General features: G+C 42.2%; 9 protein-coding genes. 2 read left to right on the top strand and 7 right to left on the bottom strand.

The window, feature by feature from the left end:
- Positions 1-83: 83 nt before the first annotated feature.
- A complete protein-coding gene (locus tag MTO98_RS19145; protein WP_243480491.1) occupies positions 84-1,460 on the top strand; it encodes a PLP-dependent aminotransferase family protein in 1,377 nt (458 codons plus the stop codon).
- A gap of 187 nt (positions 1,461-1,647) precedes the next feature.
- On the opposite strand, the gene MTO98_RS19150 is transcribed toward MTO98_RS19145, so the two are convergent.
- The 4 genes from MTO98_RS19150 to dgoD all read right to left on the bottom strand — a co-directional run bounded on the left by MTO98_RS19150 (position 1,648) and on the right by dgoD (position 5,696).
- Positions 1,648-2,304, bottom strand: coding sequence for a bifunctional 4-hydroxy-2-oxoglutarate aldolase/2-dehydro-3-deoxy-phosphogluconate aldolase (locus MTO98_RS19150; RefSeq protein WP_243480492.1), 657 nt, complete (start codon positions 2,302-2,304; stop codon positions 1,648-1,650).
- Positions 2,301-3,278, bottom strand: a complete 978-nt coding sequence (locus MTO98_RS19155) for a 2-dehydro-3-deoxygalactonokinase (protein ID WP_243480493.1) — start codon at positions 3,276-3,278, stop codon at positions 2,301-2,303. Before MTO98_RS19155 ends, MTO98_RS19150 begins: the two co-directional genes overlap by 4 nt.
- The gene (locus MTO98_RS19160) at positions 3,262-4,467 is read right to left on the bottom strand and encodes an MFS transporter (RefSeq protein ID WP_243480494.1); all 1,206 of its coding nucleotides are present in this window, start codon (positions 4,465-4,467) and stop codon (positions 3,262-3,264) included. The genes MTO98_RS19155 and MTO98_RS19160 overlap by 17 nt, the downstream gene beginning before the upstream one ends.
- An 80-nt stretch (positions 4,468-4,547) precedes the next feature.
- The gene (dgoD, locus tag MTO98_RS19165) at positions 4,548-5,696 is read right to left on the bottom strand and encodes a galactonate dehydratase (RefSeq protein WP_243480495.1); all 1,149 of its coding nucleotides are present in this window, start codon (positions 5,694-5,696) and stop codon (positions 4,548-4,550) included.
- Between the two features lie 186 nt (positions 5,697-5,882).
- On the opposite strand from dgoD, the gene MTO98_RS19170 reads away from it, so the two are divergent.
- On the top strand, positions 5,883-6,893 hold the full coding sequence (locus tag MTO98_RS19170) for an SMP-30/gluconolactonase/LRE family protein (RefSeq protein ID WP_243480496.1): 1,011 nt from the start codon (positions 5,883-5,885) through the stop codon (positions 6,891-6,893).
- A gap of 153 nt (positions 6,894-7,046) precedes the next feature.
- On the opposite strand, the gene MTO98_RS19175 is transcribed toward MTO98_RS19170, so the two are convergent.
- From MTO98_RS19175 to MTO98_RS19185, 3 genes are all read right to left on the bottom strand, one after another.
- Complete coding sequence (locus MTO98_RS19175) at positions 7,047-9,602, bottom strand: TIM-barrel domain-containing protein (protein WP_243480497.1); 2,556 nt, start codon at positions 9,600-9,602, stop codon at positions 7,047-7,049.
- 443 nt (positions 9,603-10,045) lie between these two features.
- Positions 10,046-11,914 (bottom strand): RagB/SusD family nutrient uptake outer membrane protein, encoded by a 1,869-nt coding sequence (locus MTO98_RS19180; protein ID WP_243480498.1) that lies wholly within the window; start codon positions 11,912-11,914, stop codon positions 10,046-10,048.
- Positions 11,915-11,925: 11 nt separating this feature from the next.
- The gene (locus tag MTO98_RS19185) at positions 11,926-15,300 is read right to left on the bottom strand and encodes a TonB-dependent receptor (protein ID WP_243480499.1); all 3,375 of its coding nucleotides are present in this window, start codon (positions 15,298-15,300) and stop codon (positions 11,926-11,928) included.
- Positions 15,301-15,597 lie beyond the last annotated feature (297 nt).

Below are 15,597 nucleotides of genomic sequence, written 5' to 3' on the forward strand. Positions count from 1 at the left end.
TGGACTGTGTTAATGATACAGATTTTATAATATATGGTAGTCCAGACATGTTAAGACCCTGGGATCTTCAGATCAACATCAATGTGAACTGCGAAAGAGCGGTATATATTCAGATAGCAGATTCGATTATCAGTGCAATTAAAACCGGGAAATTGCAAAGCGGCGCGCCCTTGCCCGGCAGTCGTCAGCTTGCAATTCAATTAAAACTGAACCGAAATACGGTGATCGATGCATTAAATGTGTTGCTGGCAGAAGGCTGGTTAATATCTGAAGAACGAAAGGGCACGTTTGTGGCAAAAAAACTACCGGCATTTAAGGAGACTAAACCGGAAAATCCCGCATCGGCGATACAAACAGTTACAAAAATACCCGAGATCATCTTTAATGATGGCGTGCCCGATAGCCGTATCGCACCCATTCCCGAACTGGCAGGCGCTTACCGCCAGATCTTCAACCGTAAAGGCAGGTGGCAAATGATGGGCTATACCGATAGTGCAGGTGACTTTGATTTTCGGAATGCCATCACGTTAATGCTTAATTATAAACGCGGTATGCGGCTCACCCCGGAAGAGATATTAGTGACCCGTGGCAGCCAAATGGCAATGTACCTGACAGCACATTGCATCCTAAAGCAAGGCGATGTAGTGGCCGTTGAGAACCCCGGCTATAAACCCGCCTGGCTTGCATTTGAGCATGCCGGCGCCACGCTGTTGCCAATTAATGTTGATGTTAATGGTATTATTGTAGATGAGCTTAAAGCCCATCTGCAAACAGGAAAACCTGTTAAAGCCATTTACATCACCCCGCATCATCAATTTCCTACCACGGTTACGCTAAGCCTGAACCGCCGTCTGGAACTCATCGAACTATCCAATCATTACGGGTTTACTATCATTGAAGATGACTATGATCATGAATTTCACTTCGGGCAACGCCCGATATTGCCTGTTAGCAGTATTGAAAATATTGAGCACTTCGTATATATCGGATCGATGAGCAAGATCGTGGCACCTGCATTGCGCATAGGTTATTTGGCATCATCAAAAGAACTGATCGGCAAGGTGGGGCAATTACGCAGGATAATTGACACCCAGGGAGACAATATGATGGAGCAAGCCGTTTTGCAGTTGATCAATGAAGGGCACATTAAACGGCATTTGCGCCGCGCAACACTTCTGTACAAGAATAAACGCGATATTTTTGAGAAGATCATCAAAGAACATTTAGGCGAAAAAGTCGATTTCCGAAAACCCGAAGGCGGCCTGGCCTTTTGGCTGGTACCCAAAAAGCAAACCGATATGATCAATTTACATAAAAGGCTTTTGGAAAAAGGAGTACAAATCATGCTGCCTGAAAGCTTCAGTTATGGAGAACCCGTAAACGGTTTGCGTTTGGGCTACGCTTCGTTAAGTATAAACCAATTGGAAGAGGGGGTAAAAAAAATTGCTAAACTTTTATAAAAGCTAAAGAGATTTTAGCGGAATATGCCCTGAATTGCCGAGCTGCAAAGAGCCATCGAAAACCGGCTGTCAAAAGCGGGTAAAATAGCTATCACGCTTCATTTCATAACAACTGAATATAGAGCCCCGATATTTAAGATTATCGGAGCTCTGTATTTTAAGATGGAGCATCGAATCCGTTATGCTGCTATACCACTTTAGTACTCATAAATGAGTTATATTTTTCGGTATATAAAGTATAAACCTCCTGTAGTTTATCCCAATCTTCGGTTTCCAGGATATTTTTAGGAAAGAGGTGGCTGCCTATTCCAACAGCCTTTGCCCCTGCAGCCAGATAGCTGGTAAAATTTTCAAGATTTATGCCTCCAGTTGGAACCAGACCAATATGATTTAGTGGCCCCAGCACTTCCCGGATATATCCCGGGCCCAATGTAGTTGCTGGGAAAACCTTTACCATTGTTGCACCCAGGCTCCACGCCTTATATACTTCTGTTGGCGTGTAGGCACCCGGAAAAACAGGTATTTTTTGAGTTGCACAAGCACTGATAACATCTTCATTTACAATTGGAGTAACAATAAATTGAGCACCGGCATTTAATGCCTTCTCCAGGTCGTTAATGGTGCAAACCGTTCCGGCTCCAATATTTAATTTATCGCCATGTGTATTAACTAACGAAGAAATGGTATCCTCGGCACCGGCAGAATTCATAGTAACTTCAAGGCAGGTTAACCCCGACTGATGGTAAACATGGGCGATGTTTTCTGTATATTCCGGCCTAATATTCCTCATAATCCCGATGATGGGCATCCGGTTAAAAAGCTCCCATGAAAATTTGTTGTTCATTGTATTACTGTTTTATAAATTTTATACTGCCCGCGTATAACCGCTTCATCAGTCCAGGTTACATTAATTTCGCGCATTCTTGATAACAGCCCCAGCTCTTTTAGCGCGCACTTATAATATTCACCTAAATGTGAACCGCCAACGAGGGTAATTTTTTTCACCAAAGAGGTTTTCAACTCCTTTAGTTCGGTTCCTATTAACAAACCGCTCAGGTAATTGTAGTTTTCTTCCTTTGATAGTTTATTAAGCAGGTTGTTTGTTCTTACTTTAAACGCAACATTTAATAAATTGGCAGCAATTGCATCATTTACACCCAACTTAAAGCTATTTGATGTTTGCGTATTATCTTCAGCGTAATTATTTTCGACACTTAACCTCAATACACTTTTTTGCGACAGCAATTCAAAAAATTCGCCGGTCATGTAGGTTTTGATGCCTGTTATCTGGTTATTAGAAACAGAAATATGTTTGGAATGCGTACCTGGAAAAATAAATAATTCATCATCAACTTGTCCATTTAACCAATCGATGCAGCCAATCAGCTGAGTTTCTTCGCCCCTGACAACATCATCATCAGACCGCATGCCAGAAATAACCATCACATCGTGTTCGAAATGCCTGTTTGCGGGAATAGAATGAGTACCGATATTTGTGCCGTTTATGCCAACAGGCAGTTCGCTGTAAGGAATATCAACAAAGCCCATTGTTGAGGATGCCATTCCCGAAATAATAACCTGCATACCGCTTAAGGACCTGCCTGTTTTACTTTCTATCTTTACGATGTATTTATTTATAATGTCCAGATAAAATGGAATACGTTCATCTTCTGGCCTATCACTTTGCTTCCACAAAGCAAAAGTAACAGCAATGCCATTACTGTCTGTTTCTTCGGCCAATATTTGAAACCCGCTTACATTAACCAAGCGCAGCCTGAAGCTGGAAGTGCCCCAATCGCAGCTAAGAAACTCCTTCATTATGTTGTAATTTATTTTTTTCATGATCGGGGCTGCCGACATCTCCCACTAAAAAAACATATGATAAAACTCCGGCAAAAGCCAATATTCCGATAAAAAGGATTGATGATGTAAAACTTCCGTTTTTAGCCAAATAACCTATAACAAGCGGAACTATGATTGACGATAAGCCCCCCATAAAATTAAACACACCGCCGGTAAGGCCAATCAGGTTCTTAGGCGAAAGTAAAGACACAAACACCCAGGCAATTGATGCTAACCCATTTCCAAAAAAAGCAATTGCCATAAATAAAATCACAAATGAGGTATTGTTAACAAAGTTGGCACCTATGATAAAGGTTGACAATAATAGCCCAACTATTACCGGTGTTTTACGGGCCTTATTGAGCGAGATGCCTTTTTTAATTAAACCATCAGAAATTAAACCCGATAACAGCACCCCGGCAAACGCTGCTAAGAATGGTATTGAAGATAAAAAACCTGATTTTAAAAAATCAAACCCACGATACTTAACCAGGTAAGTTGGAAACCAGGTTAAAAAAAACCATAAGGTTGATGTAACTGCAAACTGCCCCAAATAAATACCCCATAATTTACGATTGGTTAATACCTGCTTAAATTCTGCCGCTGTGATTTTTTTTGAAGGAATGTTAGTTGCTTTACTTTCTGCACCGCGCAATGCATCATCTGTTACTGGATTACGATAAAAGCAATACCAAACCACGCTCCAGGCTATGCCAACTAAGCCTGTGCTGATAAATAAACCACGCCATCCCCAGTAATTTTGGATTACAGCTAAAAGAGGTGTTAAAAAAGCGAGCCCGATAAATTGCCCCGAGGTATAGACAGCTATAGCCGATGCCCTTTCGTTTTCAGGAAACCATTGAGTTACAACCCGGTTATTTATGGGATATGAAGGTGCCTCAAACATGCCTGTGGCCATCCGCAAACCCAATAAAAAGTAAAACCCGCGCACAACACCTTGCAACAAGGTTACAACCGACCAACTGCATAAACTTATAGCGTATAATACACGCGGACTAAAACGATCAATAATAATGCCGCCTGGAATTTGGAAGGCAACGTATGTCCAGCCAAATGCCGAAAAGATCAGCCCTATCTCTACCGTACTTAATTTCAGGTCTGTACTAATTGCTGTTGCTGCTACCGAAATATTGCTACGGTCCATATAGTTGATAATGACATTTATAAACAAAAAAGCCAAAACCCGGAACCTGGCTTTGTTGCTTTTATTGCTATCATTTGTCATTACCATTCTGCCACACTCCCATCCTCATGCCTCCATAACGGATTAGTCCAGTTGTGCCCTATAGCCGCCATTTTGCGCACATGCTCTTCATTAATTTCAATACCCAAACCAGCGCCTTCCGGTATGTCAACAAACCCGTTTTCATACTTAAACACATCCTTATTTGTTATATAATCCAGGATATCGCTTCCTTTATTGTAATGTATACCCAGGCTTTGTTCCTGTATAAATGCATTATGGCAGGTGGCGTCTACCTGTAAACAAGCCGCCAGTGCAATAGGGCCAAGCGGGCAATGCGGTGCTGCGGTCACATCAAATGCCTCGGCCATTGATATGATCTTTTTGCATTCAGTTATCCCGCCGGCATGCGATAAATCGGGCTGAATAATATCTACATAGCCATCTTTTAAAAGGGTTTTAAATTGCCATTTAGAAAACATACGTTCACCGCAAGCTATCGGAATTGCAGTATGCAATGCAATTTCACGCATTACTTCATTATTTTCGGGCAGGGCCGGTTCTTCAATAAACATTGGGCGAAATGCTTCCAATTCTTTAGCCAGGATTTTAGCCATGGGTTTGTGCACGCGGCCATGAAAATCAATGCCTATACCCACATAGTTCCCAACAGCCTCACGTACAGCAGCTATCCGGCTAATGGCCTGATCAATTTTTTCATATGAATCCACATATTGCAACTCTTCGGTGGCGTTCATTTTCACAGCACCAAACCCGGCTTTAACCATTTCTTTTGCCGCGTTTCCCACGTCGGCAGGCCTGTCGCCGCCTATCCAGGAGTAAACTTTCATTTTATCCCTTGCCTTTCCGCCAAGCAATTGGTGTACAGGAGCGTTGTAATATTTTCCTTTAATATCCCAAAGGGCCTGGTCAATACCGGCAATAGCGCTCATCAAAATCGGGCCTCCCCTATAAAAACCGCCCCTGTACATTACATTCCAATGATCTTCTATATTCATTGGGTTTTTACCAATAATATAGCTCATCAGTTCTTCAACGGCGGTTTTAACCGTCGCTGCTTTACCCTCAATAACAGGTTCGCCCCACCCGGTTATACCTTCGTCGGTTTCTATTTTAAGAAATAACCACCGCGGTGGCACAGTAAATAATTCAAAGCTTTTTATTTTCACTATAAATGATGTTTATTTGGGTAAATCAGTTTAAAACAGGCAGCACTTTTGCAAAGATTGCGTAAGGGCAATATCGATATATTTTTTTTACAATTTTGAAATAAACCAACTGGAATCAACTTGTTCCAGGCAATCTATCGGTGATTTTACATTAACTTAGATAACACTTTAAACCAAAATGCACTAATGATAAAATGGAATAGATTTTTGCCGGCTACACTGGGTATTTTAATAAGCGGATTTACTGCGTGTTATGCCCAAACTGCAAAACCCCTGATGACAACCGAGCAGTTGGATCCGCAGTTTAGCTCTTTAGTAAGCAAAACAGCAAAAGCCGAGATTTTAGCCGATGGTTTTATTTGGTCAGAAGGCCCCCTATGGGTTGAGCAACATAAAATGTTCCTTTTCTCGGATGTTAAAAAGAACGTCATTTATAAGTGGACCAAAGAAAAAGGCAAGGAAATTTACCTGTCTCCTTCTGGTTATACAGGCAAAATACCGCGCGGGGGCGAATTGGGGTCAAATGGTTTGGGGTTAAATATAAAAGGACAATTGGTTATATGCCAGGACGGCGACAGGGTAGTATCTGTAATGGACGCTCCTTTAAACAAGCCTAAAGCCAAATTCATCAAACTGGCAGCCGGTTACCGGGGTAAAAAATTTGATAGCCCCAATGATCTCGCTTTTTTAAGCAACGGCGATATCTACTTTACCGACCCTCCTTACGGCCTTGAGAAAAACGTAGACGATCCGCTAAAAGAAGCCAAATACCAGGGCGTTTATAAAATTTCGGCAAAAGGCAAAATCACCCTGCTTACAGATACACTTACAAGACCAAATGGGATCGCCTTTTTTCCCGGGGGCAAAACTATATTGATCGCCAATTCAGACCAGGGAAAAGCCTACTGGTACGCTTATGATTTGGATAAAAATGGCTTATTTACAAACGGCCGGATATTTTACAGTGCAAACGCAGCCACCCAAAAAGCCGCAGGTATGCCCGACGGAATGAAAATTGATAAAAAAGGTAATGTATTTGCCTCAGGGCCCGGAGGCTTATGGATATTTAACAGAACGGGTAAATTGCTCGGGAAAATGATATTTAATGATGTGGTATCTAACTGCAGTTTCTCCAACGATGAAAAAACGGTTTATTTAACATCCAATCATCGCGTTTTAAAGGTTACTTTAAGGTAGATTAAAAACTCCTTTAAATCGTAAACTATAAGTTGTTGGATAAAAAAGCCGGAGTAAAAACAAATTTTCGTTATTACTCCGGCAAAGTGCCTTTTAACCTTTATAATTAAGATGACACAACTACATCATTGGTTATCCGCACAGCTTTCCTGTTTATGGTAAAAGCATAATCAGCTTATTCTTTTTGTCATTATCTACCGATTTTAACGAATTTATTTCTTGAGGAATAAGTTTATAGGAAGCATTAAACTGAGCTATGAATTTCAGGAACTGATCAGGATGATAACTCAGTAAGCGATTAGTTTCCTCGGCATTACCAAGATGTTCAGGAATGTACATGCCATCATTTCCATTATCGCCGCTTTTGAGTGCATCCGTTATCATAGATAACCGTTTAAATTTTTCAACAAGTCCGTTTGTTATCTCAGGTACACGCGCCGGGCTGTAGCTTACATTTATTTGCTGTTTAACACGGCAGTTTTGATCCGGAAGCGAAATATTTAAACACAGATTTGCTCCATCATAGCTCCAGCCGGTTTCTTTGCCATCTGCATTAAATAGTAATGGTTTTCCATTCAATAACACTTTTAACGGGGGCTGTGTCCCAAACAGTTTTACCGTGAGTTTTCTATGCTGCGGCATATCCTGATATTTACCTTCGGCAGGGGAAATGTTTACAAGTTGTTCGTTGCCGATAATTTGTGTTGTTATATTCGTGGTGGCAAATTCACTTTCGTAATTTTTATCATTCCCATTATCCTCGTAAAGCTTAAACTTACCCGTGCCGCCCGGAAAAATCCCCAATGTTATATCGTGTGGATTTTTGTCCAGGTTTTGTATCTGATCATTATACATCGGTATCACTGAGCCTGCTTTCACATAAATCGGGTACTCATTAATCGAAAATAAACGCTCAACTACCTGTCCCCCTTTTAATAAGGTTCCGGTAGACCATTCATACCAATCGTTTCCCAATGGAAGCCAAACCTTAACACTGGCAAAACCATCTTTAGCAGGCGCTGTTACAGGTTTGATCAGCATATCATCGCCAAACATGTATTCTTCTTTATAAACAAAAGATTGGGGTTGCCTGGCGTAATCGTAGTACAGCGGCCGGCAAAGCCCAATACCCGTTTCAAAAGTCTTTCTGGACATTGTGTAGATATACGGGACAAGTGCATATCGAAGCCTGATTGCATCATGCTGGGCTTTAGCATACTCAGGGCCAAAATTCCAGATCTCTTTTTTTATAGCCGCATTTTTTGTAGAATGAGTGCGCATGATAGGGCTAAAAGCACCATACTGAAGCCAGCGCGTGTATAGTTCCGGTTCTACAAACTTTTCATTTTGCTTAAGGATATGACCGCCAATATCATGGCTCCAATAAGTATACAATACATTTGAAGCGGTACTTGTAAAATAAGGTTCATAAGCCAGCGATTCCCATGACATAAAAGTATCTCCCGAGAAGCCGATCTGATAGCGGTGATTGCCCAAACCTCCCCAGCGGTGGTACAGCAACGGGCGTGTTTGACGGTGCATAGCCATATCGGTAAAGAAAGTGTAATTGAGCCACCAGGTGTTGCTCAACTGCGGAATTTTCTTGTCATTGGGCCATTGCTGCCAGTCCAACCACCAGAAGTCGACACCTGCTTTTTCAATCGGTCTTAACACGATATCAAATAAGCCACGCATATACGCCTTATCAGAAGCTTCAAACGGAACCGGCTTCTTTTGAGCAGTGTCTGCCTTCATGTAGGCGGCGAAGTTGCGATATTCATCTTCTGTTGATGGTACGCCATCTGCCGGGTGCAGGTTCAGGGTGGTTTTTAAATGGTTTTCCTTTGTCCATTTCAAAAACTTTGCGGGATCAGGGAAAAGGTTTTTATTCCAGGTGTAGCCTGTCCAACCCTTGGTGTGCCAATCCATATCAATTACCAAAACATCTGTAGGAACATCAAATCTTTTGAGGTTTTGAACCAACTCCCGAAGCTCATTGTCTGAATAACTCCAGTACCGCGACCACCAGTAGCCAAAAACATATCGGGGCAGCATAGGCACATGCCCTGCTATTTTGCTAAAATCAAATAAGGCAGATTTATAGTCGTCGCCATATCCGAGAAAGTACCAGTCCAGTTTCGGCGTACCGGCGGCAGTTACCCATGGCCAATCAGAATTATCTAACCGAAGAGACCTGGAATCATCAAGAAAAAACCATCCATCCCTTGAAAGTATCCCGTCTTCCAGTTGTATTTTTTGCCTGCTATACAAATTTAATTCACCGTCCTGCCCGTCGAGGGTGCGGTAAGTCCCCTTTAAATTGAACCGCTGTTTTTGTCCTGGTTTCCAGGAAATGGTATCGGTATTCAAAATCCGAATTTTTAAATTAGTACTATCAAAAACACCTGAATTGATTTTGTAGGCGAGTTCTATCTTATTTGTTTTCAGATAAAACCAATCACGATCTGTTCGTGTGGTGAATGAGGGCACAGGCAACTTACGGTTAACCACAACAAGCGAGGCCCTGTTATCATAATTTGCTGGCTCTCCCCATTGTAACCTAACCATTTTATCGGTCAATACAGTAAAACGGGCATTGCCCAGCTGAACTATGGCTTTAGCATCAGGCGTTAGCTGATTCCCGCTCTGGGCGTAAGCGCAGGTAGTAAATAAAGTGAGCAAGCAGGTTACTACCTTGAAAAGCATCATTATTTTTTGTTTGTAGGTAATGAACATATAAAATAGTATTAAATGGTAATTGAGAAATACATTGACCGGGGTAAAAGGCATGCGGAGCCCATACCGGCTAAATCAGTGATTTACCGGTAAAGGTCATCCGTGCCGAACTATAAAATCCGGGATTATTAATTACTCAAGCTATTTAGTGTACGGCGATTTAAGCCCCGCAAAGGAAACATCGGCAACACATAAAAATGGATTAAAAAGCGGCTGTTAAAAAAATCCAGGCAACTATAAAAATGACTCACTGGTAATCAACCACATAACAAGCCACACAGGCCAAAAAATCAGAGGCTAATACACCAGGGCAAATTCACATTGTGGTTTCAGTCAACAAATCAAGCGATGAAAAGCGGTTGCCCGGATCAGGGCAACCGTTTTCTTTATCGCGAAAGCAGTAATTTATACTAACGTTACCATCCGTAATTTTGCACTAATCCGGGATCGATATTGATCTCTGTTTGCGGAATAGGCATCAGGTAATGCCTGTCGGCGAAAACGCGCGTCTGGTCAACAACAGTTTTGTAAAACACTGCTACACCGGCTGCTTCGCTGTTAGGGTCAACCCCGGTAGAATTAAGTTCTTCGGGAGTAGGCCTGGCGTTCATACCATGCATATTTCCGTTATCAACAGTTTTAGCTATCAGCCAGCGGCGCACGTCCCAAAACCGCTGATTTTCAAAGGCAAATTCCACGCGTTTCTCGTTTTGTATTCTTTTCCGCATACCTTCTTTGGTATTGTCAGATGCGATGATAGGCAGGCCCGGCATCGATACACGGCTTCGTACACTATTTATTGCGCTATAAACATCACTATTAGGGGCCGGCAAATATTCATTCATCGCCTCAGCATAGATCAAATAAATTTCGGCAAGACGAATCAACGGGAAATTTCTGTTGGCGTTACCGTTCCCCTTTAAATTAACCGCCGGATCGGCCCACTTTCTCCAGTTGTAACCAGTTTCGCAATTAGTACCCGGCTTAGGCCAACCGTCGCAGCCGCCGCCGTTATTCCCAAACCAGGCAAATTTGAGCGGTCTTGCATTATTGGTATAGTTCCAAACATCATATTGAAAAAATATAGTAGCATAAAAACGGGGGTCCCTGTTTTTATACATGTTTGAAATATTGGAAACGGCCGTATTTTTCACCCCATCCCACATTTGGCCACTCCAAAAGCCTGTAGTTTGATAGCCCGATTGAGGATCTGTTATAGGCCGCCCGTTGTTCATTTCATAAGCATCAACCAGCTCCTGAAACACACTCATCTTTCCGTTTCCGTTAACAGCATTCGCATCCCTGCCGTTAGGCAAGTAATTACCCTCAAAATCACGGTTACCGGTATTGATCAGCGGCAGTATGATCTCGTTATAGTTTCTTGTAAAAAATAACTGGGCATAGTTATCAACCGGGTTTGAGGGGTTGGGGTTGGACAATGAATAGGCATTCAGATCCAATACCGCTTTAGCTGCGTTTGCAGCCAGCAGCCATTTATTGTTATCATAAGTTTGCGGAAATAACGGGGTACCATCTGCATTTTTGATGCCGGCATACATTGCATTGCCATTAAATAAAGGGCTGGCAGCATAAAGTAATGTCCTTGCTTTTAGTGCTAACGCAGCGCCTTTGGTGATACGTCCGTAATCACTTGAGCCGCTGGCATATGATACCGGTAAAATATCGGCAATGGCATCGCATTCCGTAGTAATAAACTTCACCACTTCATCAACAGAATTGCGTGCCGTTGTAGTAGCGGCCGGATCAGTTGTAGCTAAAACCTTATTAACTAAAGGCACAGCGCCATACCTTCTAAACAATTCAAAATACTGGTTTGCGCGCAGAAAACGGGCCTCAGCTTTATAAAGCGGTATCCGCGGAGTATAATAATCGCTCCTGGAGGCAGGGATAGGTGTTTGATCAATACTTGCCAGAAAAATATTGGCCGACCGGATATACTGGTAAGCACTACTCCAGATGTCAAGTGAATTATTTGTTGCATTCCAGGCACCCGAATTGAAAGGCAGTTCGGGTACGTTCTCCCAATGGTTTTTGCATTCATCCGTACACGCACCCAACGCAGTTCCGCCGCCATGTATGAACTGTACATCGTTATTGTTCAGGGATGAATATAAGTGTGCCCATGCACTTTCCGCATTTGTGATATTATCAAAAACCGCGTCCTGGGTAACGAGCTCCGTGGGTACTACATTAAGATATTTTTTACAGGAAACTATGCAAATGCTGGCAATGAATATCAGGTATATGAATTTGTTGCTTTTCATGTGGAATATTTTTAAAATGTAAATCTGAGGCCGGCGTTAATCACTTTTTGCTGTGGATAGGTACCGGTGCTGTTGTTACTAATCTCCGGGTCAAAATTGAAATCTTTGAGCTTACTCCATGTAAACAGATTAATGCCATTTACAAAAATGCGGGCATTATCTATACCTATGCGTTTCATCCATGTTGCAGGCAAGGTATAACCCAGCTCAACGGTTTTTAACCGTAAATAATTTGATGAATAGATCCAGAAAGTTGACGCCTGCTGATTGTTTACGTTATCGGCAGATGAAATACGCGGAAACATATAGTTGCCGTCGGGGTTTGAGGCTACCCAGTGGTTGTTAACCACTTGCGTTAATGCAGTGGCAAACCTTGAAAACGGGTACACACCCGATCCTGATAACAGGGTAGACCCTCCCAGGCCGCCCTGAAATAATACGCTTATGTCGAAATTAGCGTAATGGTAGCCCAATGCCACGCCAAATTGAGATGTTGGATTGGCAACTTTTCCGGGAAGATAACCGGCATCAAGGCTGTTGATAACACCGTCGCCATTTAAATCCTTATATTTGATATCACCCGGCTTGGTAACCCCCAGGCTTGACTGAGAAGGGCTGTTGTCTATATCCTCCTGATTTTTAAATAGTCCGACTGCCGTATAACCATATATTTCGTTAATACTTGTACCTTTTAGGGCCTGCCATTCACGTCCGGGATAATCAGGCTGGGCATAAAACAGGATCTTGTTGTGCGCATACGCATAATTGATGGTAATGCTATACCCCTGCTTTTTGCCAAATTCATTTCGGTGAGTAAGTGAAATTTCATAGCCCCTGTTATCTGTTATGCCAGCATTAACTGCCGGTATTTGCGGCAAACCAATAAACCCCGGAATAAGTTGCGATGTAGCAAGGATATTGTTACGGCGCTCTTTAAACACATCTGCCGACAACGCAAGCGCCCCCTTCCAAAAACTCAGGTCAAGCCCCAGGTTTAATTTCTTGGATCTCTCCCAAGTAAGCAACGTATTACCGGCCTGCCCTTCCAGGTAGCCCTTATTGTCAAATCTATTATTGTCACCATTAATACCAAATATGTAGCCGCTGCCCTGCACCCATGTACTTAAATAAAGAAACCTGCTTAAGCCAATCTTGTCATTACCTACAAGTCCGTACGAACCCCGCAACTTAATTTGATCAATAAAACTAAGGGAAGAGTTATCTTTAATAAAATGCTCATTTGACATTATCCAGCCTGCCGAAACAGCTGGAAAAAAACCGAAGCGATGGCCTGGTGCAAAATTCTCCGAGCCGTTATAACCAAAATTAAATTCGGCAAGATACCTGTCGTCATAAGCATAGGCAGCACGCCCTAAAATACCCTGATATTTATATGGCAAGCCGTTTATTGCATTTGTTACGCCGCCACCTATGGCATCAAAAAAGCTCGACTGGTTATAGATTGCCATGGCCTTAACCGAATGTTTACCAAAATCCCGGTCGTAATTCAGATAAGCTTCCAGTACGGTACGCCGGGACCCGTTAGCATTAACCTGGTAATCAAGTGTGTTGGTACCATTATTTACAATTACGTAGTGCCCGTTTGTTTCCAGATCTGTTTCCGTATCGGAAACGCCGGGATTAAGCAAATACTGATAGGTAACATTAGATAGCGGCCTGTTGACGTTCCGGTAATTATCATTATCAAAAGACAACCGCACACGGGTGCTCAGTCCTTTTGTTAGCCAGCCTAAATCCCACCTAAAACCGGCGGTAGACTGCAGCTCAGTTTCAAAATTCCGTTGATACCCTGATTGGGTAAGGTCAACATAAGGCGATTGATTGGTATTTGGCGCGCCGCCAGGTGAGCCATCCGGGTTGGTAATCGGGTAATACCAGGCAGGCGTTTGCTTAATATCGTTAAAAATTTGCGACGCGTTAACACCCGGATAATTCCTGTCATATACAATGGCACCCAGGTTAAGTTCCAGCGTTAGATTTTTGGTAAGGTTTAGGTCAATATTTGAACGGAAATTGTATTTATTGGTAATAGCCTGAATATCATACTGGCTTACCGATTCTTCATAATTATACAAACCATTTTGCTGAAGATAAGATAAAGAGATAAAGTACCTTGCTTTTTCTGTACCTCCTGAAACATTCAGGTTGCCCTGCCGTAAATAAGAAAACGGCTTCAGCATGGTTTTTGTCCAATCAACATTGGGGTATAAATACTGGTAGGCCGGAGATGACCTATCACGATACTTATTTAATAAAACATCTGAATAGGCGCTGGTATCTGCAAAGAGGCCATCATTAACAAGACCTTCTTTGTAAAGTTTCCGCCCGGTGTATGAATCCACATATTGTGGCAAAGAGGTTGGCGACTGCCATCCGTTTTGCGCCGTGGCGGATATGCGGGATGCTCCTATCTTACCTCTTTTGGTAGTAACCAATACCACACCGTTGGCACCTTGTATACCATATATCGCTGTCGAAGCGGCATCTTTCAGAATACTCACACTTTCCACCTCATTGGCATCCAGACCGCTAAAATCCCTTTGGATACCATCAACAAGTATCAGAGGTGCAGAATTATTGGTCGTACCAAAACCCCTGATATTCAGGTTAGCGCCATCTGCTCCCGGCTCACCGCTGTTTTGAACGGTTAATAGTCCGGGCAAACGGCCGGCCAGTGCATTGCTTAAATTGGCAACCGGGCTTTGCTGAAGTTCTTTTGTGCCCACCGATACTATTGCACCTGTAACACGTTCTTTGCGTTGTGTACCATACCCCACAACAACAATTTCCTGCAAGCCTGTACCCGGACTAAGTGCTATGATGCCAAGATCTTTGGTTACCGGAACTTCTTTGGTTACATAACCTATAAAAGAAATGACAAGCGTACTATTTTCCGAAATATTCTTAAAAGCAAATTCGCCTTTTTCATTCGTGGTCATCCCCTGCCCGGTTCCTTTTATTTTTACAGAAGCCCCGGGCAATGGCTTGCCTGTTTCGTCAACAACTATCCCCTTAACTTCAATGTTGGCCGCCAGTTGTTTGTTTTTGTCAGCATCAGGGCCATTAACTTCATCGCTGGCTTTGATCACAACTGTTTTTTCAGCAAAACTATATGACAGCGACTGCCCTTTCAACAGTTGGTCAAGCACTTCCCTGATATCAGCATCTTTTACGTTAATGGATATTGGGAGAGAATTTTGCAGCAACTTATTCTTATAAAAGAACGTGTACCCGCTTTGCTTATTAATATCCTTCAATATTTTCTCAAGTGATGCCCCGTTTTCTGACAAGGTGATCTTTTGAGCGAAGACATCTGCTTTAACTTGAAAAGTAAAAGCAATTGTTAACAGAATAATTAGCTTCATCAGTAAAAATATTCTTCGACATAAAAACAGAAATTCGCAGTTTTTTAAACTACGTTGATTAATTTTCATAGTTTCGTTAGGTTTTTGGTTTGGATAAAATTGAACTATCTCGGTTTTCTATAATCTCAAGTCCAGAAACTTCCGCGCAAGCGGACTCAGCCGGTTGTGTTGGCCCACTACCGGCATTTTTTTTGATTGAGATTTTTTGGGGATTTTTTTAAGTATCTTTTTTCTTCATCGTAAATTGGCTTTTTAGGTTAATAATTATTTATTGGTTTTATAATTAATTGGGGAAAG

The organism is Mucilaginibacter sp. SMC90, from assembly GCF_022811725.1.
Classification (GTDB): Bacteria; Bacteroidota; Bacteroidia; order Sphingobacteriales; family Sphingobacteriaceae; genus Mucilaginibacter.

Excerpts from the sequence above, each read along its gene's own strand:
- MTO98_RS19150 (WP_243480492.1), bottom strand. The coding sequence starts at position 2,304 with ATGAACAACAAATTTTCATGGGAGCTTTTTAACCGGATGCCCATCATC.
- MTO98_RS19155 (WP_243480493.1), bottom strand. The coding sequence starts at position 3,278 with ATGAAGGAGTTTCTTAGCTGCGATTGGGGCACTTCCAGCTTCAGGCTG.
- MTO98_RS19160 (WP_243480494.1), bottom strand. The coding sequence starts at position 4,467 with ATGGACCGTAGCAATATTTCGGTAGCAGCAACAGCAATTAGTACAGAC.
- MTO98_RS19170 (WP_243480496.1), top strand. The coding sequence starts at position 5,883 with ATGATAAAATGGAATAGATTTTTGCCGGCTACACTGGGTATTTTAATA.
- MTO98_RS19175 (WP_243480497.1), bottom strand. The coding sequence starts at position 9,602 with ATGATGCTTTTCAAGGTAGTAACCTGCTTGCTCACTTTATTTACTACC.
- MTO98_RS19180 (WP_243480498.1), bottom strand. The coding sequence starts at position 11,914 with ATGAAAAGCAACAAATTCATATACCTGATATTCATTGCCAGCATTTGC.
- MTO98_RS19185 (WP_243480499.1), bottom strand. The coding sequence starts at position 15,300 with ATGAAGCTAATTATTCTGTTAACAATTGCTTTTACTTTTCAAGTTAAA.